The sequence below is a fragment of the [Erwinia] mediterraneensis genome (assembly GCF_900604315.1).
Lineage (GTDB): Bacteria > Pseudomonadota > Gammaproteobacteria > Enterobacterales > Enterobacteriaceae > Pantoea > Pantoea mediterraneensis_A.
In genome coordinates this window covers 2722151-2743287 of sequence record NZ_LR026978.1, presented here as the reverse complement: position 1 = coordinate 2743287, position 21137 = coordinate 2722151, and the positions used below count along the sequence as shown (strand labels likewise).

19 protein-coding genes, 3 tRNA genes and 1 pseudogene are annotated in these 21137 nt (G+C 57.0%); 9 read left to right on the top strand and 14 right to left on the bottom strand.

The features are described from left to right. Positions 1-39: 39 nt before the first annotated feature. From galT to gpmA, 4 genes are all read left to right on the top strand, one after another. Positions 40-1086 carry a galactose-1-phosphate uridylyltransferase gene (gene galT / locus E0E17_RS12925; protein WP_130834445.1) on the top strand — a complete coding sequence of 349 codons (1047 nt, stop codon included), beginning with the start codon at positions 40-42 and terminating at the stop codon, positions 1084-1086. Then, positions 1083-2231: a galactokinase gene (galK, locus tag E0E17_RS12920; protein ID WP_130834444.1), complete on the top strand. Its 1149-nt coding sequence runs from the start codon at positions 1083-1085 to the stop codon at positions 2229-2231. Before galT ends, galK begins: the two co-directional genes overlap by 4 nt. Further along, positions 2225-3259: a galactose-1-epimerase gene (galM, locus tag E0E17_RS12915; RefSeq protein WP_130834443.1), complete on the top strand. Its 1035-nt coding sequence runs from the start codon at positions 2225-2227 to the stop codon at positions 3257-3259. The genes galK and galM overlap by 7 nt, the downstream gene beginning before the upstream one ends. A gap of 153 nt (positions 3260-3412) precedes the next feature. Then, positions 3413-4165, top strand: coding sequence for a 2,3-diphosphoglycerate-dependent phosphoglycerate mutase (gene gpmA, locus E0E17_RS12910; RefSeq protein WP_130834442.1), 753 nt, complete (start codon positions 3413-3415; stop codon positions 4163-4165). Between the two features lie 59 nt (positions 4166-4224). Here gpmA and aroG read toward each other — a convergent pair whose 3' ends face one another. After that, positions 4225-5277: a 3-deoxy-7-phosphoheptulonate synthase AroG gene (aroG, locus tag E0E17_RS12905; RefSeq protein WP_130834441.1), complete on the bottom strand. Its 1053-nt coding sequence runs from the start codon at positions 5275-5277 to the stop codon at positions 4225-4227. A 290-nt stretch (positions 5278-5567) separates the two neighbouring features. Between aroG and E0E17_RS12900 the strand changes: the two genes are divergently transcribed. From E0E17_RS12900 to zitB, 4 genes and pseudogenes are all read left to right on the top strand, one after another. Further along, positions 5568-5924: a YbgS-like family protein gene (locus tag E0E17_RS12900; protein WP_272940793.1), complete on the top strand. Its 357-nt coding sequence runs from the start codon at positions 5568-5570 to the stop codon at positions 5922-5924. Between the two features lie 103 nt (positions 5925-6027). Further along, positions 6028-6615: a response regulator transcription factor gene (locus E0E17_RS12895; protein ID WP_130834440.1), complete on the top strand. Its 588-nt coding sequence runs from the start codon at positions 6028-6030 to the stop codon at positions 6613-6615. After that, positions 6597-9685, top strand: a pseudogene (locus E0E17_RS12890) (ATP-binding protein). The gene E0E17_RS12895 and the pseudogene E0E17_RS12890 overlap by 19 nt, the downstream one beginning before the upstream one ends. Next, positions 9654-10595 (top strand): CDF family zinc transporter ZitB, encoded by a 942-nt coding sequence (gene zitB, locus E0E17_RS12885; protein WP_130834439.1) that lies wholly within the window; start codon positions 9654-9656, stop codon positions 10593-10595. The pseudogene E0E17_RS12890 and the gene zitB overlap by 32 nt, the downstream one beginning before the upstream one ends. Here the strand turns inward: zitB and pnuC are convergent. The 3 genes from pnuC to E0E17_RS12870 all read right to left on the bottom strand — a co-directional run bounded on the left by pnuC (position 10592) and on the right by E0E17_RS12870 (position 13039). Further along, on the bottom strand, positions 10592-11311 hold the full coding sequence (gene pnuC, locus E0E17_RS12880; protein WP_130834438.1) for a nicotinamide riboside transporter PnuC: 720 nt from the start codon (positions 11309-11311) through the stop codon (positions 10592-10594). The two genes, zitB and pnuC, sit on opposite strands and share 4 nt — an antisense overlap. A 25-nt stretch (positions 11312-11336) precedes the next feature. Then, positions 11337-12398: a quinolinate synthase NadA gene (gene nadA, locus E0E17_RS12875; protein WP_130834437.1), complete on the bottom strand. Its 1062-nt coding sequence runs from the start codon at positions 12396-12398 to the stop codon at positions 11337-11339. A gap of 140 nt (positions 12399-12538) precedes the next feature. Then, positions 12539-13039: a methylated-DNA--[protein]-cysteine S-methyltransferase gene (locus E0E17_RS12870; protein WP_130834436.1), complete on the bottom strand. Its 501-nt coding sequence runs from the start codon at positions 13037-13039 to the stop codon at positions 12539-12541. Positions 13040-13204: 165 nt separating this feature from the next. On the opposite strand from E0E17_RS12870, the gene E0E17_RS12865 reads away from it, so the two are divergent. Next, entirely contained in the window at positions 13205-14680 is a 1476-nt protein-coding gene (locus tag E0E17_RS12865) for an AlkA N-terminal domain-containing protein (protein ID WP_130834435.1), read from the top strand. A gap of 125 nt (positions 14681-14805) precedes the next feature. Here E0E17_RS12865 and E0E17_RS12860 read toward each other — a convergent pair. From E0E17_RS12860 to ybgC, 10 genes are all read right to left on the bottom strand, one after another. Further along, a tRNA-Lys gene (locus tag E0E17_RS12860) sits at positions 14806-14881 on the bottom strand. A gap of 51 nt (positions 14882-14932) precedes the next feature. Continuing rightward, positions 14933-15008, bottom strand: a tRNA-Lys gene (locus tag E0E17_RS12855). Positions 15009-15069: 61 nt separating this feature from the next. Then, a tRNA-Lys gene (locus E0E17_RS12850) sits at positions 15070-15145 on the bottom strand. Positions 15146-15311: 166 nt separating this feature from the next. After that, on the bottom strand, positions 15312-16112 hold the full coding sequence (cpoB, locus tag E0E17_RS12845; RefSeq protein ID WP_130834434.1) for a cell division protein CpoB: 801 nt from the start codon (positions 16110-16112) through the stop codon (positions 15312-15314). Positions 16113-16121: 9 nt separating this feature from the next. Then, complete coding sequence (gene pal, locus E0E17_RS12840; RefSeq protein WP_130834433.1) at positions 16122-16640, bottom strand: peptidoglycan-associated lipoprotein Pal; 519 nt, start codon at positions 16638-16640, stop codon at positions 16122-16124. A 43-nt stretch (positions 16641-16683) separates the two neighbouring features. Beyond that, positions 16684-17979, bottom strand: coding sequence for a Tol-Pal system beta propeller repeat protein TolB (gene tolB, locus E0E17_RS12835; protein WP_130834432.1), 1296 nt, complete (start codon positions 17977-17979; stop codon positions 16684-16686). A gap of 120 nt (positions 17980-18099) precedes the next feature. Further along, entirely contained in the window at positions 18100-19377 is a 1278-nt protein-coding gene (gene tolA, locus E0E17_RS12830) for a cell envelope integrity protein TolA (protein WP_130834431.1), read from the bottom strand. A 27-nt stretch (positions 19378-19404) separates the two neighbouring features. Beyond that, entirely contained in the window at positions 19405-19833 is a 429-nt protein-coding gene (gene tolR / locus E0E17_RS12825; RefSeq protein WP_130834430.1) for a colicin uptake protein TolR, read from the bottom strand. Positions 19834-19848: 15 nt separating this feature from the next. Continuing rightward, positions 19849-20535, bottom strand: a complete 687-nt coding sequence (tolQ, locus tag E0E17_RS12820) for a Tol-Pal system protein TolQ (RefSeq protein ID WP_130834429.1) — start codon at positions 20533-20535, stop codon at positions 19849-19851. Next, positions 20532-20936 carry a tol-pal system-associated acyl-CoA thioesterase gene (gene ybgC, locus E0E17_RS12815; protein WP_130834428.1) on the bottom strand — a complete coding sequence of 135 codons (405 nt, stop codon included), beginning with the start codon at positions 20934-20936 and terminating at the stop codon, positions 20532-20534. Before ybgC ends, tolQ begins: the two co-directional genes overlap by 4 nt. Between the last annotated feature and the right edge of the window lie 201 nt (positions 20937-21137).

Sequence of the window (21137 nt, the reverse complement as noted above, 5' to 3'; positions counted from 1 at the left end):
CGAAGCGTTTTGAGCTTTCTGACTTTACCAGGACCTGACATGGAAAAATTCAATCCGGTTGATCATCCGCATCGCCGCTACAATCCGCTCACCGATCAGTGGGTTTTAGTCTCGCCACACCGGGCCAAACGTCCGTGGCAAGGCGCGCAGGAGACACCCGCGCTGGAACAGCTACCGGCACACGATCCTGACTGTTTTCTGTGCGCGGGTAACACGCGCATTACCGGAGATAAAAACCCTGATTACAGCGGCACTTATGTGTTCACCAACGATTTTGCTGCGCTGATGACCGATACGCCCGCCGCGCCACAGAGCGACGACCTGCTGATGCGCTGCGAGAGCGCGCGCGGAACCAGCCGGGTGATCTGCTTTTCACCGGATCACAGCAAAACCCTGCCGGAGATGTCGCTGAGCGCACTGGAAGAAGTGGTGCGTACCTGGCAGCAGCAGACCGCCGATCTCGGTCGTCACTATCCCTGGGTGCAGGTGTTTGAAAACAAGGGGGCGGCGATGGGCTGCTCCAACCCCCATCCTCATGGTCAGGTCTGGGCGAACAGTTTTCTGCCCAATGAAGCGCAGCGTGAAGACGATCATCAGCGCAGCTACTATGCACAGAAAGGCTCGCCGATGCTGGTGGATTACGTGGCGCGTGAGCTGCAGGACGGCAGCCGCACCGTGGTTGAAACTGAACACTGGCTGGCGGTAGTGCCCTGGTGGGCTGCCTGGCCGTTTGAAACCCTGCTGCTGCCGAAAGCGCATATCAAACGCTTAACCGATCTCAATGAAGCGCAGCGTCAGGATCTGGCGCTGGCGTTGAAACAGCTCACCAGCCGTTACGATAACCTGTTCCAGTGCGCCTTCCCCTACTCTATGGGCTGGCACGGCGCGCCTTTTAACGGCGAAGCGAACGATCACTGGCAGCTGCATGCCCATTTCTACCCGCCGTTGCTGCGTTCGGCAACCGTGCGCAAATTTATGGTTGGCTACGAGATGCTGGCTGAAACCCAACGTGATTTAACGGCGGAACAGGCGGCAGAACGTCTGCGTTCTGTCAGCGCTGTCCATTTCCGCGAGGCTAAAGCATGACTCTGAAAAGCACCACTCAACAGATTTTCACCGAAAAGTTTGGCTATCAGCCAACCCATACCATTCAGGCGCCGGGCCGTGTCAACCTGATTGGCGAACATACCGACTACAACGATGGTTTTGTGCTGCCCTGCGCCATCGACTACCAGACCGTAATCAGCTGTGCGAAGCGCGATGATCGTCAGGTACGGGTGATCGCGGCCGATTACGACAATGCTGAAGATCAGTTCTCGCTGGATGCGCCGATCATGAGCGTGCGGAAGCCGATGTGGGCAAACTATGTACGCGGCGTGGTGAAACATCTGCAGCAGCGCAACCCGGCATTTGGCGGCGCGGATATGGTGATCAGCGGCAACGTACCACAGGGCGCGGGCCTCAGCTCCTCCGCCTCGCTGGAAGTGGCGGTGGGCACGCTGTTCCAGCAGCTTTACCATCTGCCGCTGGATGGCGCGGAGATCGCGCTGAATGGTCAGGAAGCGGAAAACCAGTTCGTTGGCTGTAACTGCGGCATTATGGATCAGCTGATCTCCGCGCTGGGTAAAAAAGATCATGCCATGCTGTTGGATTGCCGCTCGCTGAGCACCCGTCCGGTGCCGATGCCGTCTGATATCGCGGTCGTGATCATCAACTCCAACTTCCGCCGCAGCCTGGTGGGCAGCGAATACAATACCCGTCGTGAGCAGTGTGAAACCGGCGCGCGCTTTTTTGCCCAGCCAGCATTGCGCGATGTGGACATCGCACAGTTTCAGGCGGTTGAGCACGAACTCGATCCGCAGGTGGCGAAGCGTGTGCGCCATGTGCTGACGGAAAATGCCCGTACCCTGGAGGCGGCCGACGCCTTAAGCAAGGGCGATCTGAAACGCATGGGCGAACTGATGGCCGAATCGCACGCTTCAATGCGTGATGACTTTGAAATCACCGTGCCGCCCATCGACACCCTGGTTGAGATCGTCAAATCGGTGATTGGCGATCGTGGCGGCGTGCGCATGACCGGCGGCGGCTTTGGCGGCTGCGTGGTGGCGCTGATGCCGCTGGATCTGGTGGATGAAGTCAAAGCGGCGGTAGCGGAACGTTATGAAGCGCAAACCGGCCTGAAAGAGAGCTTCTGGGTATGTAAAGCATCAGAAGGAGCGGGACAATGTTAAACGACGCACAATCGCTGGCGCCGGACGGTCAGCCCTGGCGCATCACGGTATTACGTAACCGCAACGGCATGGTCGCAACCTTTATGGACTGGGGCGCCACCTGGCTTTCCGCCCGCGTGCCGCTGCAGGATGGTACGGTGCGTGAGACGCTGCTGGGCTGCGCCACGCCTTCCGATTATCTGCATCAGACCGCCTATCTGGGAGCCACGGTAGGTCGCTATGCCAACCGCATCGCTGGCGCCCGGCTGCAGCGCGGCGATATTCAGCTGACGGCCAATCAGGGCGCGCATCAGCTGCATGGCGGGCCGGAAGGGTTCGACAAGCGTCGCTGGCAGATTGTCAGCCAGAGCGAGAATGCCGTGCACTATCGCCTCGATTCGCCTGATGGCGATCAGGGATATCCGGGCACGCTGATCGTCGATCTGCATTATCAGCTGGATGATGACAATGGGTTGTCTGTTCGCTTTGCGGCGCAGACCGATAAAGCCTGTCCGGTGAACCTTACCAATCACGCCTATTTTAACCTTGACGCAAATCATGGCGATGCGCGCCAGCATCGTTTACAACTGCAGGCCGATCACTATCTGCCGGTAGACAGCGAAGGCATTCCCAATGCGCCGTTGAAAGCGGTAGCAGGCACCAGCTTCGATTTCCGCCAGCCGAAAGTGGTGGCGCAGGATTTCCTTAGCGATGAGGATCAGCAAGCGGTGCAGGGTTACGATCACGCTTTTCTGCTCAACAACGCCGGGGATGCCAGCCAGCCAGCCGCGCAGCTGTGGTCAGCAGATGGCAAGCTGCAGCTGACGGTGTTCACCTCTGCGCCTGCGCTGCAGTTCTATTCGGGGAATTACCTGGCAGGTACCCGTGCGCGCGAGCATGAGAGCTATACTGCTTTTCAGGGCATTGCGCTGGAGAGTGAATTTCTGCCGGATTCGCCGAATCACCCTGAATGGCCGCAGCCGGACTGCTGGCTGCAGCCAGGTGAAACCTATCAGTCTGTGACACGTTATTGCTTCACCGCGGGCTGAGAAACGGGATGAAAAACACGCACTGCGTACGACACAGGCTTACGCGGTGCCAGGTTTTCCGCTATGGTAAGGCACTATCGATTTGCCGTCCCTTGTCGGCAAGCGCGTGGTTTCCATTATCATAGAAACATTAGAGCATTAAGGAGTTAAGCTATGGCTGTAACTAAGCTGGTTCTGGTGCGCCACGGCGAAAGCCAGTGGAACAACGAAAACCGCTTTACCGGATGGTACGATGTGGATCTTTCTGAGAAAGGCCGCAGCGAAGCCAAAGCAGCAGGTCAGCTGCTGAAGAAAGAGGGATTCACTTTCGATTTCGCCTATACCTCCGTGCTGAAGCGCGCTATCCACACCCTGTGGAGTGTGCTGGACGAGCTGGATCAAGCCTGGCTGCCGGTGGAAAAAACCTGGCGCCTGAATGAGCGTCACTACGGTGCGCTTCAGGGCCTGAACAAAGCGGAAACCGCAGAAAAATATGGCGACGAGCAGGTAAAACAGTGGCGTCGTGGCTTTGCCGTGACCCCACCAGAACTGGATCGCAACGATGAGCGTTTCCCGGGCCACGACCCACGTTATGCGAAACTGAGCGCCGAACAGTTGCCGACCACCGAGAGCCTGGCCCTGACCATCGATCGCGTGATCCCTTTCTGGAATGAATCTATCCTGCCGCGCATCAAGAGCGGTGAGAAAGTGATCGTCGCCGCGCACGGTAACTCCCTGCGTGCGCTGGTGAAATATCTGGATAACATGAGCGAAGAAGAGATCCTCGAGCTGAACATCCCGACCGGCGTACCGCTGGTGTATGAGTTCGATGAAAACTTCAAGCCTGTCAAACGTTACTATCTGGGCGACCAGGCTGAAATCGAAGCGAAAGCGGCAGCCGTGGCTAACCAGGGTAAAGCAAAGTAAGCCGTCGCTGAAATGCAAAAAGGCCAGACATTGTCTGGCCTTTTTTCTGCGCTGCGTTTTTAGCCGCGACGCGCTTTTACCGCATCAGCCAGCTGGCGCAACACCTTCACGGTATCCTCCCAGCCAATGCAGGCATCAGTGACGCTCTTACCATAGACCAGCGGTTCGCCGCTCTCCAGGCTCTGGTTGCCTTCCACCAGATGGCTTTCCAGCATCACACCGGTAATGCCATGTTCGCCGCCAGCAATCTGCTGCGCCACATCGTCCGCCACCACCAGCTGCTTCTGGAACTGCTTGCTGCTGTTGGCGTGGCTGAAGTCGATCATCACCTGCGGGCGCAGACCCGCTTTCTCCAGACCGGTTTTCACCGCGCTGACGTGGTGTGCGCTGTAGTTGGGCTCTTTGCCGCCACGCAGGATGATATGGCAATCTTCATTGCCGCTGGTTTCGACAATGGCAGAATGACCATATTTGGTGACGGAGAGGAAGCAGTGCGGCGCACTGGCGGCATTAATGGCATCAATCGCCACTTTAATGGTGCCATCGGTGCCGTTTTTGAAACCTACCGGGCAGGAAAGACCGGAAGCGAGTTCACGATGCACCTGCGATTCGGTGGTACGAGCCCCAATTGCGCCCCAGCTCATCAAATCTGCGACATATTGCGGCGTGATCATATCGAGGAATTCGCCCGCGGTCGGCAGGCCGGTATCGTTGATATCCAGCAGCAGTTTACGGGCAATACGCAAACCTTCGTTGATTTGATAGCTGCCGTCCATCCAGGGATCGTTGATCAGTCCTTTCCAGCCGACAGTGGTACGCGGCTTTTCAAAGTAGACGCGCATCACCACTTCCAGCTCGCCTTTCAGCTCCTTACGTAGCGCCAGCAGGCGTGTCGCGTACTCTTTGGCGGCTTCCGGGTCGTGAATCGAGCAGGGACCGATCACCACCAGTAAGCGGTCATCTTCACCGTGCAGAATCTGGTGAATAGCCTGGCGGGCCTGAAAAACGGTTTGTGCCGCGTTGCTGCTGGCGGGATATTTTTCTAACAAGGCAACAGGAGGGAGCAGCTCTTTGATCTCCCTGATGCGTAAATCATCATTCTGGTAATTCATACTCTGTCCATATCATTATTGGCCCGATGCGCTCAGGCACATCCTGCACAATGTAGCCCTTCAGCGAGGTGGTGTAAATTAGCTCTTCAGCGTAAAGGTATGTTTAAAATTTGCACTTATCGCCCTTTGCACTAAACTTTTAACGGTAAGCACTGAGGAGAATGTGTCTTACCTTATTTTTATTCAGACAGCGCTAACCTGGCGGGATTTTATTCCGTCACACCTCCTGTCTGGTCAAAACTGCCCCACCGGTTTTGAAACGGCAACTATCATTAATTAACAGGAGCATAATGATGAATAAGTTTGCAATGATTTTTCTGACAGCAGCGATGACTTTAGGCAGCGGTGCGGCCATGGCTACCAGCTCAAATAACGGTACTGCCAACCAGGCAGCCGATGCGGGTGCCGCAGCGGGTGGCGCAAAACAGAACCTGCCACCGAATAATGTGGATAACAGCCAGATTAATAATAGCGGTACCAATACTAACAGCGGCGCTACGTCTTCAGGCAGCATGGATAATATGTCGGCTGATGACATGCATCAGAACAGCCAGTGTAAAGATGGCAAATGCCCGGATATTAACCGTAAGGTGCAGACTGGCACCGGCAGCGACGTGAATACCCAGACCGACGGTACCACGCAGTAATTATCCCTTTCTGTATAAATAAAGGAGAGCCTGAGCTCTCCTTTATTTTTCCCTGCCCGCTTTTCCGTTATGCTGAGCCGATGAAATATTCAGAGATTTTTTCATGGCCTCACTGTTACTCATCGATGATCATCCGCTGGTAGAAGTAGCGCTGGAAGCGGCCCTCGACAAGTCACCGGTTCCGCTGCGTTTGTTTTCCGCTAACAGCGAAGCCGCCGCGCGCCAGTTGCTGCTGCAACAGCGCATCGATCTTATCGTGCTGGATATCGGTCTGCCCGACAGTGACGGGCTGGAGCTGCTGCGACGTCTGAAGGCGCGCGAAGAGCCCTGCCCCGTTCTGATCTATTCCGCTCAGCAGACCCAGCACTATATAGGTACTGCCCGGGCGCTGGGCGCGGCGGGGTATGTGATTAAAAGCCAGAGTATGAACCAGCTGTTAAGCGCTATCCTGGCGGTGCTGGGCGGTCAGACGGCGTTCCCGCCCGGCGTGGAGGCCGCGTCGCCGCTGCCTTTAACCGGCAAAGAGCGTCAGGTGCTGGCCCTGCTGGCCAGCGGGCTCTCTAACCTGCAGATCGCCGGGCAGCTGCATATCAGCAATAAAACCGTCAGTACCCACAAAAAGAATATTCTGGAAAAAACGGGTGCCCGCTCGGTGGTGGAGCTGGCCGCGCTCTGGAAAGCGCAACAGTGATACGCTGGCTGTGGGCGCTCTGCCTGTTATGCACCCTGAGCGTGTATGCTGACTACCGACCGGTCAGCAGCGTTACGCTGCCGGTAATGATGCCGCTGCAGGATCAGCACCATGGACAACAGCGCATAGTTGGCGTACTGGCCGCCAGTAACGCCCCCTGGGCGATGCGCGTGGGTAGCGACCTCTACGGCATTACCGCCGACTATCTGGCGGCCCTGAGTCAGCTCACCGGCGTTCAGTTCTCCGTCCGGCTTTTTCCCGATGAGGCGCAGCAGCTGGCCGCGCTACAGCGGGGTGAACTCGATTTTCTCCTGACCCTGACGCCTGGGGACCTACCCTCCGGTATCCTGCTGAGTGACAGCTGGTACAGCAGTCCGCTACGCATCTACCGCAACCGGGCAAACCAGCGCGCCGTGATGTTTAACAGCCGCGACGCCCGGCTGGCAATCGGTCGGGAAACCCTGGAGCGGCTGCCCGCGACGCGGCGCGCAGGTCATCACTGGCGCGAGTATGAGAGCGATTTGCAGGCGCTCTATACGCTACTCAATCAGCAGAATGATTATGTGGTGGCAGACGAAACCAGCGCCAGTTTTCTGCTCAGTCAGTTACAGCAGGGACAAATCTATCAGCTGGCCTCTGCTGCCGACCTGGGCGCGCAGAGCCTGCACGCCGCCGCGCAAAATCCGGCGCTGATTGACTGGCTGAACCGCAGCCTGCGTCAGCTGCCGCTGGAGCTGGTCAACGCGATTCAGGGGCGCTGGAGCGCCCCGCTGCCCCGCTATCAGGACACCCAAACGTTGCCGCTTACCGCCATGGAACGCCAGTGGCTGAGCGCCCATCCGCAGATCTTCTACGCGGCAGAGAGTGATAACTATCCCTGGAGCTACCGCGACGCCAGCGGCCAGGCGCGCGGTTACGGCGTCGATCTGTTAAATGCCATTGGCCAGAGCACCGGTCTGCGTTTCACGCCGCGCTGGGTAGATAACCCGCAGCAGGCCAGTGCGCTGTTAGAGCAACAACAGGTCCTGCTGCAACTGGTGCAGCCGTTAACCGGCGAAGGGATGCAAAGCGCCACACTACCTGTCTGGCGCGCCCTGTGGGGCATTTACAGCACCGACCGCCTCCCGCTGCTGCACTGGCGCGATCTGCAGGACAAGCGTATCGGCATATTGCGTGCAGACCAGGCGCAACAGCTGCTGCCGCCTGACGCCCGCGTGCAGTTGTTCAACGATCGCCGCACGCTGTACGACGCGCTGATAAGCGGCCAGATCGATGCGCTGTCCGATAATGTGCTCTCGGCACGCTGGCGCATCGCCGGCCGCTATCCGGATCGTATCCATCTGGCTTTTGTCGCCAGCGATATCGCCTGGCCGATCGCCATCGGGGTGGCCCCCTCCCAGCCGTTGCTGCGTGACATCGTGAATAAAGGCCTGCAGCAAATCCCGCCGGAAACGCAGCGCCAGATGCGTGATAACTGGGCGATGCCACCGCAGCCGGGCAGCGAAATGGCGATGCGCTCCCTGCCCGCTATTGTGCTGATACTGGCGGGGATAGCGATCCTGGTTTTACTCATCCTGCTGGTACGTCGCTATCTGCAGCAGCGGCGTGAACGGGTGCAGCGGGAACAGGCGGAGCAGGCCAATCGCATGAAAAGCCAGTTTCTTGCTACCGTCAGTCATGAACTGCGCACCCCGATGCAGGCGATCCTGGGGCTACTGGAACTGGAAAAACAGCAAAACAGCAGCGCTAATCTTGCCCTGCTGCACAGCAGCGCCCGCTCACTGCTCACTTTGCTGAACGATTTGCAGGATCATGCGCGCATCGAGAGCCAGACCTTTAATCTGGCGCCCCGCCCACTGGATCTTCCGCAGTGGCTGGCACAGCTGCAGCGTTTTTATCATCCGCTGATGCGTGAAGCGGGGCCGCAGCTGCGGGTAGAGGCGCTGACACCGCTGCCGGACAGGATCCTGATTGATGCCGATCGCCTGCAGCAGATCACGAATAACCTGATCACCAACGCCCTGAAATTTACTCAGACGGGCGAAATACGCCTGACGCTGGCGGTGACGCAGCACATCAGACTGGAAATCAGTGACAGCGGCAGCGGTATTCCTGCGGACGAGCAGCCGAAATTGTTCGATCCGTGGTATCAGGCGCCCTCCGGCAAACGGCTCTCGGTGCAGGGGAGCGGTCTGGGACTGTTTATCTGCCGTGAGATTGTGCAGCACATGGGGGCGATATTACGCTGCACTCCACGCCGGGGATCGGCACACGTGTGACCGTAACGCTGCCCCTGCAGCTTGCCGACAGCGAGGCGATGTCAGAAGCAGCCGCGACGACATGGCCGCGCTATCCCGCGCTGCGTGCGGCGATCGTTGACGATCATCCGGCAAACCTGCTGGTGATGCAGCAGCAGCTGGCGCAATTCGCTATTCAGGCCGACTGTTTTGCCGCCGGTAAGGCGCTGCTGCGCGCCGATGCCGACCGCCCTTACGATCTGCTGGTGATTGACCAGATGATGCCGCGTCCGGACGGGCCGCTGCTGCTGCGGATTTTGCGCCGTCGCCACCGTCAGCGCAGGCATCGCTCGTTACGCGTGCTCTGCTCAGCGGATGCGCAGTTGCGTTTTGCTGACAGGCTACTGGTGGATGAAGTGATACTGACCAAGCCGCTGGCGCTGCAGGATATTGCCCGCGTGCTGGCGGCGCATTTTCCCGATCCCCTGGCCGGAATAGCAGAGAATATCTCGGCTCTGGGGCAGCATAATGAGAAGTATATTGCCCGGCTGCGCACAACCCTGCGTGAAACACTGAGCAGTGACAGCCAGGCGATTGACCAGGCGCATGCTACCCAAAACTGGCCAGCGCTGGCGCGCGCCGCCCACCATATGAAAAGCAGCTGGCTGCTACTGGGCATTGCCGAAGGCGCAGCTCTGAGCCAGCAGCTGGCCGATAAAGCGAAACAGCATCAGGACGCGCCTGAAGCGCGGGAATTGCTGATATCATTAACCCACAGGTTGCTGGCAAAACTGGAAACTTATGGCCCATACACATCATCACGCGGAAAATAATGGAAATCGTACCCGACTGGCCGCTGCCTTTGGCGTAACGGCGCTGTTTATGCTGGCAGAAGTGATTGGCGGCTGGCTCTCCGGCTCGCTGGCGTTACTGGCGGATGCCGGACATATGCTCACCGATGCCGCCGCCCTGCTGATGGCGCTGCTGGCGGTACAGTTCGCGCAACGGAAACCCAATGCGCGTCACACCTTTGGCCTGTTGCGTCTGACGACGCTGGCCGCTTTTGTTAATGCGCTCGCGCTGCTGGGAATTACGGTCCTGATTGTCTGGGAAGCGCTGCGCCGTTTCTGGCAGCCGCAACCTGTAGCGGGTGGTCTGATGCTGGGGATTGCGATTGCCGGTCTGCTGGCGAATCTGTTCGCGTTCTGGCTGCTGCACCGCGGCAGCGCTGAAAAGAACCTCAATGTCCGTGCCGCCGCCTTGCATGTGCTGGGCGATCTGCTCGGTTCGCTGGGGGCGATCGCGGCCGCCGTGATCATCATGCTGACCGGCTGGACAGCCATCGACCCCATTTTATCGCTGCTGGTCTCGCTGCTGGTATTGCGTAGCGGCTGGTCGTTGCTGCGTGAAAGTCTGCACGAATTGCTGGAAGGGGCCCCCGTTTCCGTTAATGTGACGAAGCTGAAGCGCGATTTGACCCTGAACATTCCCGAAGTGCGTAACGTACACCATGTGCATCTCTGGCAGGTGGGCGAAAAACCGGTGCTGACGCTGCATGTGCAGGTGATCCCGCCTTACGATCATGATGCGCTGCTGCAGCGCATCCATCACTATCTTCATCAGCACTATCAGATTGAGCATGCCACGGTACAGATGGAGTACCAGCCCTGCACCGGCCCGGACTGCGCGCTCTGTTTCGCCGCCAGCGGGGAAGATGCTCATCATCACGGGCACCACCACTAAGAAGAGAGCGCGTGCGAGCCCTGCTTGCGCGCGCTGACTATCCACAGGCGTGAGCCATTAAGGGCAATCAGCGTCAGGATTACATACTCCAGCGTCATGGCATACACGCCCTGGCGGGCAAAAATCATTACGCTGATCACATCAATCACTACCCACAGCAGCCAGTTTTCCACATACTTGCGCGTCATCAGAATCATTGCCACTACCGAAAGCACCGTCATGGTGGCATCCCAGAAAGGAAACGCATCGGGCTGCAGCTCGGGCAGAACGACCTGCAGGCCCAGCGCGTTCATCAGCCAGACCGCCATACGCGTCAGGAAAGCGAACACCGGATCGATATAGCGCGTCAGCAGCGCAATAGCTATCACGCAGGCCGCTGCCCAGCCCAGCGCTTTTGGCAGCGGTAGCCAGCGAATTTTCAGCAGCGCCTGATTATCGGGGGTCTGACGGCTCCAGGCGTACCAGCCATAGAGATTGGCGGCAAAGAAGAACAGCTGCAGCAGCAGGCTGGCATAGAGCTGAATCTGAAAGAAGATCACTGCAAAGAGCGTAACGTTCACCAGCCCGAAGGGATAGTTAATTACTTTCTCCTGACTGGCGAGCCAGATGCAGAGCAGTCCCGCCAGCGTCCCTACCGCCTCAATCCAGGAGAGGTCATAGCCGCCAACGCCCAGCGGAATGTGGAGCAGAATATTTTGCGTGCTGAAAAAGTTCATATCACACCTGCAGAAATGACACGCCTCAGGCGTTGCCTTTCACATTAAGTTTAAGGGTTGCAGCAAAGGATAGCATGCGGTTCAGGGGCAGCAGTGCCGCCTCGCGCAACGCGGCGTCAACCTGGATCTCATGAGCGCTACCGCCCTGTTCCAGCCCGTCGGCAATCGCCCTCAGCCCGTTCATCGCCATCCAGGGGCAATGGGCGCAGCTGCGGCAGGTAGCGCCTTCACCGGCGGTCGGAGCCGCGAGCAGCTCTTTTTCCGGCACCGCCTGCTGCATTTTATAGAAGATGCCGCGATCGGTGGCGACAATCAGCTGCGGGTGCGGCAGCGTTCTGGCCGCCTGAATCAGCTGGCTGGTAGAACCCACCGCATCGGCCAGTGCGACAATCGCCTGCGGCGATTCGGGATGCACCAGTACGGCTGCTTGCGGAAACAGCGCTTTCATCCGTTGCAGCGCCTGGGTTTTAAATTCGTCGTGCACGATGCACGCCCCCTGCCAGCACAATACATCCGCGCCCGTCTGCTGCGCCACATAACGCCCCAGGTGCCGGTCCGGCGCCCAGATGATTTTTTCGCCCAGGCTGTCAAGATGCGCAATCAGTTCTACCGCAATGCTGGAGGTGACCACCCAGTCCGCCCGCGCCTTCACTGCCGCTGAGGTATTGGCGTACACCACCACGGTGCGATCGGGATGCGCATCGCAAAAGGCGTTGAAAGCCTCAGCGGGGCAGCCCAGATCGAGCGAACATTCTGCTTCCAGCGTCGGCATTAGCACAGTTTTTTCGGGGCTGAGAATTTTTGCCGTCTCGCCCATAAAGCGCACCCCAGCCACCAGTAACGTTGAGGCGGCGTGCTGGCTGCCAAAGCGCGCCATTTCCAGCGAATCGGCCACGCAGCCACCCGTCTCTTCCGCCAGTGCCTGAATCTCGGGGTCAGTGTAGTAGTGGGCAACCATAACCGCATTACGCGTCTTTAACAGCGTTTTGATTTTCTGCCGGTAGAACTGTTTTTCTTCATCGTTAAGGCGGGCGGGTTTGGCTGGAAAAGGATAAACGGCGCTTTCAGAATCAAACATCAGGCTCATAACGCGTCTCTCGTTTTTTGTATTTAACGAATATGGCTTGATTAAGCCATCAGGCGGCGTATATGCCGCTACCGTGTTTTTTATGCTAAACACGATAGCGGAGTTTACTGATGATGTCGTGCTTTTTTTCTGTTCTGCGCTCAGGATGTGAGGCAAACAGTTTCCCGCTGCGTTTCCAGCGCCAGCAGGAAGGCTTTAACCTCCAGCCCACCGGCAAAACCGGTGAGTTTTCCGTTCGCGCCAATCACCCGATGGCAGGGGGCGACAATAGAGAGCGGATTGCGCCCGTTGGCCGCTCCGACGGCACGCACCGCGGCCGGATGTCCAATCTGCTCGGCGATCTGTCGGTAGCTGCGCGTTTCCCCGAAAGGAATGCTGAGCAGCGCCTGCCACACTTTTTTCTGGAACGCCGTACCGGCAAAATCGAGCGGCAGATCGAACTGTTGCCGTCGCCCATGAAAATAGTCGTCAAGCTGACGGGCCGCTTCACACAGCAGCGGATGCTGGTCGTTTTGCTGGAGCGGACGGAGCCTGACATGCTTCGGCACCTCATTTTCCCACAGGATCGCTGCCAGTCCCGCCGCGCTGGCAACCAGCGTCAGTACGCCTACCGGTGAGTTGATGGTTTTGTAATGGTACACAGGATGACCTCCGGCTCATACACATACAGTGTCGCTATTATCCCACTTTTTTGCCCGCTGACTGGCTGTTTTCGGTCCTCATAGTAAACTGTTTGCCTGTCCGAAAGCAGCGAGTTTCTTTTCCTGTTTTGCCGCAGGATAAGCATTATTTACCGGAGAATTGCCATGCTCGATCCCGATATTGCTTACCAGGCATTAACCGCACGCGATACCCGCTTTGATGGCGTCTTTTTTGTCGGCGTGACCTCAACCGGTATCTATTGCCGTCCCGTCTGTCCGGTCAGGCCACCGCAGCGGAAAAACTGTCTGTTTTTCGACAGTGCTGAAGCGGCAGAAAAAGCCCACTTTCGCCCCTGTCTGCGCTGCCGTCCGGAACTGGCACCGGGCAATGCGCCAGTCGATAACCGGCACCGTATTGCTGACCTGCTGGTTCAACGTATCAATGAAGGTCTGCTGGAGGAAAATGCGCGACTTGAAGCGATCGCCGCCGAGTTTGGCCTGAGCCTGCGTCAGCTGCGACGTATTGTGCACCAGGAACTGGGCGTATCGCCGCTTGAACTCAGACAGACGCGACGCATGTTGCTGGCGAAACAGCTGTTAACCGAAACGCGCCTGCCGATTACCGATATCGCCTATGCCAGCGGTTTTAACAGCCTGCGTCGCTTTAATGATGTTTTTCAGGCGCGCTATCGCATGACGCCAGGTTGCCTGCGTAAAGAGGCTAACCAGCAGGAATGTCCGGTTGCCAGCGGCGATGGCGCGCAACTGTTGCTGAGCTATCGTCCGCCCTATGACTGGCCCACAATGCTGGAGTTTCTTAGCCTGCGCCTGATGAAAGATGTCGAGGCGGTAGATGACAACAGTTATATGCGCACCGTGAAGCTGGGCAACTATCGCGGCTGGCTGCGCGTAACAGCGCACCCGCACAAACCGGCGCTCCAGGTGGAATTCAGCCATTCTCTGGTTCCGGTGCTGCCTGCCCTGCTACAACGGCTGCGCAACCTGTTTGATCTTAGCGCCCAGCCGCTGCTGATAGCCGGACGTTTGCAGCAGGATCCGCTACTGGCGGAGAGCGTGCAGCGTAATCCGGGACTACGAGTGCCCGGCGCCTTTGATGGCTTTGAACTGGCGGTACGCGCCATTCTGGGGCAGCAAATCACCGTGAAGGCGGCAACAACCCTGAGTAGCCGTTTCGCCGGAGCCTTTGGCGAGGAGATTCTTACCCCTTTCCCTGCGCTAAGCCGTCTTTCTCCGCCTCCGGAAGCGCTGTTGAACGCGACGCTGGATGAAGTGGCGCAGCTCGGCATCGTCAGTACTCGCGCCCGCGCGATTCTGGCACTTGCCGCCGCCTGTCACACAGGTGAAATTCGCTTTAGTGGCGCGATCAGCCCGGAGATTATTATCCAGCGGCTGCTGGCGCTGCCGGGAATAGGGCCCTGGACGGCAAATTATATCGCTATGCGCGCACTGCGCTGGCCCGATGCTTTTCCGAAAGAGGATATCGCTATTCGTAATAATCTCGGCAGCGTGACGCCAGCCAGCGCGGAGGCGCGTTCACAGCCGTGGCGGCCCTGGCGCAGCTATGCTGTTATGCATATCTGGAAAAACCTGAACGCAGTTAAACCGAAAAAAGCGTCCTGAAAGCGCTTTTTTCTGATCTGGTGGCTCGTACAGATATGCGCTGCTCCATCCCTGCGGCTGAAGGCGCACGTCAGGCATTGTGCGCTACAAACGAAAAAAGCGCCCTGAGGCGCTTTTTCCTGAATTGGTGGGTCGTGCAGGATTCGAACCTGCGACCAATTGATTAAAAGTCAACTGCTCTACCAACTGAGCTAACGACCCGCTGGGGGTTGGACAACGTGCTAAGCTAAAAAGCCAGCCAGCAGCTTAAGATGGTGGGTCGTGCAGGATTCGAACCTGCGACCAATTGATTAAAAGTCAACTGCTCTACCAACTGAGCTAACGACCCATCTTAGGTTGTACAACGATGCTGAAGGTATCTGCGCCACTGTGCACTGCGTGCAGAGAGATGGTGGGTCGTGCAGGATTCGAACCTGCGACCAATTGATTAAAAGTCAACTGCTCTACCAACTGAGCTAACGACCCATCTTCAGGCTTGCCGATACGTATTCAGATATGTCCCGGCAACGGCGGCATATATTACTGATTTAGCGGGGTAGCGCAACCCTTATTTTCCGGCACAGGGTGCAACTGCTTACCTTTCATGCGGTGAGACCAGAATTCAAACGAAATCCGGTCCATCCGGCATAAATTACAGACTGGTCAGACGTTTCTGCGCTTGTTTCGCCGACTCGCTATTGGGGTACTGTTTGATTACCTGCTGATAAACCGCTTTGGCTTTTGCCGTATCGTTTTTATCCTGCATGATAACGCCCACCTTAAACAGCGCTTCAGCACTTTTTGGCGACTTAGGATAGTTTTTTACTACGGTAGCAAAGTAGTAGGCGGCATCATCCTTTTTGCCTTTGTTGTAAAACAGCTGACCCAGCCAGTAGTTGGCATTCGGCTGATAGGTGGAGTCAGGATAGCGCTTCACCCATGCCTGCAGAGCCGTGATGGCCTGATCGTACTGTTTTTTCTCCAGAATCAGCGCCACCGCAGCGTTATAGTCACTGTTGGCGTCACCGCTCTGTGCCGGTGCTGCAGAGGAGGCCGTTGCCCCCGCATCAGCGCCAGTGCCAGCTGCCGCGCCTGCAGAAGCCGCCGCATCGCCGCCTGCCCCACTCTGACTGGCGTTACTGCCGCTGCTGAGCGCATCGATCTGCTGATAGAGCTGCTTTTGCCGCTCAACAATCTGGCTCAGCTGGTAACTGTTCTGTTCAATCTGCCCGCGCAGCGAGTCGATATCGCTCTGGTTGGCATTAATCTGCTCTTGCAGCTGCTGCAAAAGTTGCGCCTGGGCATTAGAGATACGTTCAAGGGTGGTAACCCGATCTTCGATCGAGCCGGAGCCGACGCTACTGATTGATGCCTGGGCATTAGCGGCCCAGGGGGCCGCTAAGCCAACCAGTAACGACAGACTCACAATATGAAGCCTGAAGTTACTAATCATACGATTCTCTTAGTAAACCAGAACGGCACGACGGTTTTTAGCGTAAGCAGATTCGTCATGACCCAGAACGGCCGGTTTCTCTTTACCATAAGAAACGATGGACATCTGGTCAGCTGAAACGCCTTTACCCTGCAGGTACATTTTCACTGCGCTGGCACGACGCTCGCCCAGTGCAATGTTATATTCCGGCGTACCGCGCTCATCCGCATGACCTTCGATGGTCACTTTGTAAGACGGGTTGCTACGCAGGAAAGCAGCATGCTGGTCCAGCATCTGCGCGTAATCAGACTGGATGTCATATTTGTCCAGGCCGAAGTAAACGATGTTGTTTCTCTGCAGTTCCTGCATCTGCAGACGCGCCTGCTCGTCAGAAGACATGTTGCCGTTCATGCCCGCACCAGCACCGTAAGCGCCATCAGCACCCATACCGGTCTGGTCATTGTTGTTATTTTTGTGGGAGCTACAAGCCGCTACAGCCATAACCGGCAGAGCCAGCATTAAACCCTTCAGCACTTTGTTCAGTTGCATTTCTAAATCCTATTATTGTTTGCCATACATATTTACACATGCATCACAGATACGGCGACCAGGCAGGGAATTTGACCTGTCCATCAGTTGCCGGAAGACGCGCTTTGAAACGCCCGTCAGTTGAAACCAACTGCAACACGGAACCCATCCCCTGAGTAGAGCTATAGATCACCATCGTGCCGTTAGGTGCAAGACTCGGCGTCTCATCCAGGAACGTGTCCGTTAATTGCTGAACGGCTCCCGTTTCCAGATCCTGTTTGGCGACGTGCTGAGCACCACCACTGGTGCTAATCATCACCATTGATTTGCCATCCGTAGCGACATCAGCGTCCTGATTCTGCCCACCTTCCCAGGTGATGCGCTGCGGCGTACCGCCGTTGACGCTGACTTTATAAATTTGCGGCGCACCCGCCTGATCCGAGGTGAACGCCAGAGTCTGACTGTCCGGGAACCAGGTCGGTTCAGTGCTGTTGTAACGGCCATTGGTTACCTGACGTACCTGACCTGAGGCCAGATCCATCACATAGAGGTTCAGACTGCCGGTTTTCGACAGGGCAAAGGCCAGTTTCGAGCCATCCGGCGAGAAGGCCGGCGCACCGTTATGGCGCGGGTAAGAGGCGATCTGACGGATAGCGCCGTTAGCCAGCGTCTGTACTACCAGCGCTGACTTACCGCTTTCAAAGGTCACGTAAGCGAGTTTGCTGCCATCCGGCGACCAGGTCGGCGACATCAGCGGCTGAGGTGAACGATGTACCACAAACTGGTTGTAGCCATCATAGTCTGCCACGCGAACTTCATACGGGAACTGACCGCCATTGGTCTGTACTACATAGGCGATACGGGTACGGAAAGCCCCTTTGATGTTGGTGAGTTTCTCAAATACTTCATCGCTGGCGGTATGTGCCGCGTAACGCAGCCACTGTTTGGTCACTTTAAACTGGTTCTGCGCCAGCACCGTACCCGGCGCGCCTGCGGTGTCTACCAGCTGATAAGCGATCTGATAGCTGCCATCCGGATTCGGCTGCACCTGACCGACCACTACGGCGTCAATGCCGAGGGCGGTCCAGGCGGCAGGTTGCACTTCCTGCGGGCTGGCAGGCTGCTGCGGCAGTCGCGAGCGATCCAGCGGATTAAATTTACCGCTGTTGCGCAGGTCGGCCGCCACGATTCCGCCAATATCTTCCGGCGCAGCGCCAGGACCTGCCCATTTAAACGGCACCACACCGATAGGACGCGCGGTGTTTACCCCCTGGGTAATTTCGATGCGAACTTCTGCATGCAGCATGGCTGCCCACAGCAGTATAAAAAAGCCTAACGTTACACGAAGTGCCTGCTTCATTTTATCTCCCTTATCTGAACCTCAGTCCACGATAATTCGCACTGTTCCTGAAAACGACGAGTTAAAGCCTAATAGAGTACGGCAAGCTAACCATAGTTCAACCCGCCGTGCGTTACTGCATTATTGCGGTTTGAAATCCAGCGGTGCGTTTTTAAACACCTGGTACACATCCTGGCTCGGTGGTTTCGGGAACCGCGCCTGACGTGCCGCCGCCAGTGCTGCCTGACACAGCGCAGGATCGCCCCCTTCTGCTTTGGCGTCAATCAGCAAGCCATCGGGCGCCAGTTTAATGCGCAAGCTACAGGTACGCCCTTTGTAGCTTTCCCAATCGTAAAACTTACTCTGGATCGCCGCGCGGATCTGTCCCGCATAATTGCTGATATCCGCCCCCGAGGCGCCCGATTTCTTCTGGTTGCCCTGCCCCGCCGCTGCCGCGCCGCCGCTCTTACCGGCGTCACCGCTTTTCGGCGCATTCTTACCAGAAGCCAGTCCGCCCAGCAGATCGTCTACATCGCTATCGCTTTTCGCCGCTTCTGCCGCCGCTTTTTTCTTCGCTTCGGCCGCGGCTTTGGCTTTCGCCTCTGCTGCCGCTTTCGCTTTAGCCTCGGCTTTCGCTTCTGCCGCAGCCTTTTCTTTTGCCTCAGCAGCCGCTTTCTCTTTCGCTTCCTGTGCCGCTTTGGCTTTGGCTTCGGCCGCCGCTTTCGCCTTCGCTTCAGCTGCTGCCGCTTTCGCTTCCTGCGCCGCTTTCTGCTTCGCCGCCTCGGCAGCAGCCTGTCTGGCCTGCTCTTCCGCTTTCTTCTTCGCTTCAGCTGCCGCCTGCTTCGCCTGCTCTTCCGCTTTCTTCTTCGCTTCAGCCGCCGCCTGCTTCGCCTGCTCTTCCGCTTTCTGCTTCGCTTCAGCCGCCGCCTTCGCCTGCGCTTCAGCCTGCGCTTTCGCTTCCGCCTTCGCTTTGGCCGCTGCGGCTTCCGCCGCTTTTTGCTGCTCCTGCGCCTGTTTTGCTGCTTCCTGCGCCTGACGCTGCTGTTCCTGCGCTTGTTTCGCCTGCGCTTTGGCCTCTTCCTGCGCCTGCAAACGCTCTCTTTCCAGCTCTTTCAGACGCTGCTGTTCCGCCGCCTGTTTCTGCTGCAGCTCTTCCGCCTGCTGCTGAGCCTGCTTTTTACGCTGCTGCTCGGCGCGCTGACTGTCACTTTGCTGATTTTGCTGGCGATTATACTGTTCTACTACCGCGCCAGGATCGACCATCACCGCATCGATATCGCTGCCGCCACCGCCTCCGCTGGCCTCGATATTTTCGCTAAACGAGCTCCATATCAGTAAGGCGATCAGGACGATATGCAATATCACCGAAATGATTATCGCGCGCTTTAACTTCTCGTTTTGCTCGGTTGCCTTCGACACTCTCGGTTCCCAAAAAACGGTTCGACTTTAAATCGGCTGCGTCATCAAACCGACGGATTTAACACCTGCCTGATGCAGCAGATTCAACGCCTTGATGATTTCGTCGTAAGGCACATCTTTGGCACCGCCGATCAAAAAGACAGTTTTTGGATTCGACGAAAGACGTTGCTGTGCCTCGCTCACCACCTGCTCTGGCGGCAACTGCTCCATACGGTCATGGTCGACAACCAGACTGTACTGACCCACCCCCGAGACCTCGACGATCACCGGCGGATTGTCATTGCTGCCAACCGTTTTCGAATCGGTAGCGTCAGGCAGATCGACTTCGACGCTCTGGGTAATAATCGGCGCTGTCGCCATAAAAATGAGCAGTAGCACCAACAGCACATCCAGCAGCGGAACGATATTGATTTCCGACTTCAGGTCACGACGCCCGCGACCGCGCGTTCTGGCCATGAATAACCTCCGCTCTTACTTGTTGCTGTCGCTGGAGAATGCCTGACGATGCAGGATAGCCGTGAACTCTTCCATAAAGTTGTCGTAGCCCTGCTCCAGCTTGTTCACCCGCTGGTTCAGTCGGTTGTAGGCCATTACCGCCGGAATCGCGGCAAACAGGCCGATCGCAGTGGCGATCAGGGCTTCAGCGATACCGGGCGCGACCATCTGCAGCGTGGCCTGTTTCACCGCCCCCAGGGCGATAAAGGCGTGCATAATCCCCCAGACAGTGCCAAACAGACCGATATAAGGGCTGATCGAGCCGACTGTACCCAGGAAAGGAATATGATTTTCCAGCGTTTCCAGCTCACGATTCATTGAAATGCGCATCGCCCGGCTGGCCCCTTCCACTACCGCTTCAGGTGCATGATTGTTGGCGCGATGCAGACGGGCAAACTCTTTAAAGCCCGCATAGAAAATCTGTTCCGAGCCCGCCAGCTCATCGCGACGCGCCTGGCTCTCCTGGTAGAGGCGCGACAGCTCAATGCCTGACCAGAATTTGTCTTCAAACGCTTCCGCCTCGCGTCCGGCGGCATTGAGGATGCGCGTACGCTGGATGATGATAGCCCAGGACGCAATTGAAAAGCCGATTAAAATCAACATGATAAGTTTGACCAGAAGGCTCGCCTTCAGGAACAAATCAAGAACGTTCATGTCAGTCACTGCTTGAACTCCGCGACAATAGACCTGGGAAGCGCTATCGGCTTCATAAGATGTGGGTTGATACAGGCAATCAGGACTTCTGCTTCGTTGAGCACTACGCCTTCGGCATTCACGATACGTTGGGCGAACGTCATGGTTGCCCGCGTTATCTTTCTGACTTCGCTCTGAATTTCCAGAAGCTCATCAAGACGCGCTGGCGCAAGATAATCTACCGTAATCCGCCGTACCACAAAAGCGACCTGCTCTTCCAGCAGACGGTGCTGCTGGAAATGGCGCTGACGCAACATTTCGGTACGTGCTCGTTCATAGAAAGCGATATAGCTGGCGTGATAAACCACTCCCCCGGCATCGGTGTCTTCGTAATAGACCCGAACCGGCCAGCGAAACAACGTTGTGCTCACTTTACATCCCGACCCGTTTTAAACGTTGCTTACTATACGCAAGAGATTTCGGGTTTGGAATGGCTCGCCTGAGTCAGGAGAAAATAATTATCAGACAATCACAACCGGAAACCTTTCCGGCTGATTTCTTGACCATCGCATGACAAAAGTGCAAGAAAGCGCTGCTTTTCCCGCCGGATAACGGGGTAATGCGCCGCGGCC

Coding starts and splice junctions, on each gene's coding strand:
- tolB (WP_130834432.1), bottom strand. CDS start 17,979: ATGAAGCAGGCACTTCGTGTAACGTTAGGCTTTTTTATACTGCTGTGG.
- gpmA (WP_130834442.1), top strand. CDS start 3,413: ATGGCTGTAACTAAGCTGGTTCTGGTGCGCCACGGCGAAAGCCAGTGG.
- pal (WP_130834433.1), bottom strand. CDS start 16,640: ATGCAACTGAACAAAGTGCTGAAGGGTTTAATGCTGGCTCTGCCGGTT.
- galT (WP_130834445.1), top strand. CDS start 40: ATGGAAAAATTCAATCCGGTTGATCATCCGCATCGCCGCTACAATCCG.
- aroG (WP_130834441.1), bottom strand. CDS start 5,277: ATGAATTACCAGAATGATGATTTACGCATCAGGGAGATCAAAGAGCTG.
- E0E17_RS12865 (WP_130834435.1), top strand. CDS start 13,205: ATGCTCGATCCCGATATTGCTTACCAGGCATTAACCGCACGCGATACC.
- galK (WP_130834444.1), top strand. CDS start 1,083: ATGACTCTGAAAAGCACCACTCAACAGATTTTCACCGAAAAGTTTGGC.
- zitB (WP_130834439.1), top strand. CDS start 9,654: ATGGCCCATACACATCATCACGCGGAAAATAATGGAAATCGTACCCGA.
- pnuC (WP_130834438.1), bottom strand. CDS start 11,311: ATGAACTTTTTCAGCACGCAAAATATTCTGCTCCACATTCCGCTGGGC.
- cpoB (WP_130834434.1), bottom strand. CDS start 16,112: ATGATTAGTAACTTCAGGCTTCATATTGTGAGTCTGTCGTTACTGGTT.
- tolR (WP_130834430.1), bottom strand. CDS start 19,833: ATGGCCAGAACGCGCGGTCGCGGGCGTCGTGACCTGAAGTCGGAAATC.
- E0E17_RS12900 (WP_272940793.1), top strand. CDS start 5,568: ATGATGAATAAGTTTGCAATGATTTTTCTGACAGCAGCGATGACTTTA.
- nadA (WP_130834437.1), bottom strand. CDS start 12,398: ATGAGCCTGATGTTTGATTCTGAAAGCGCCGTTTATCCTTTTCCAGCC.
- E0E17_RS12895 (WP_130834440.1), top strand. CDS start 6,028: ATGGCCTCACTGTTACTCATCGATGATCATCCGCTGGTAGAAGTAGCG.
- galM (WP_130834443.1), top strand. CDS start 2,225: ATGTTAAACGACGCACAATCGCTGGCGCCGGACGGTCAGCCCTGGCGC.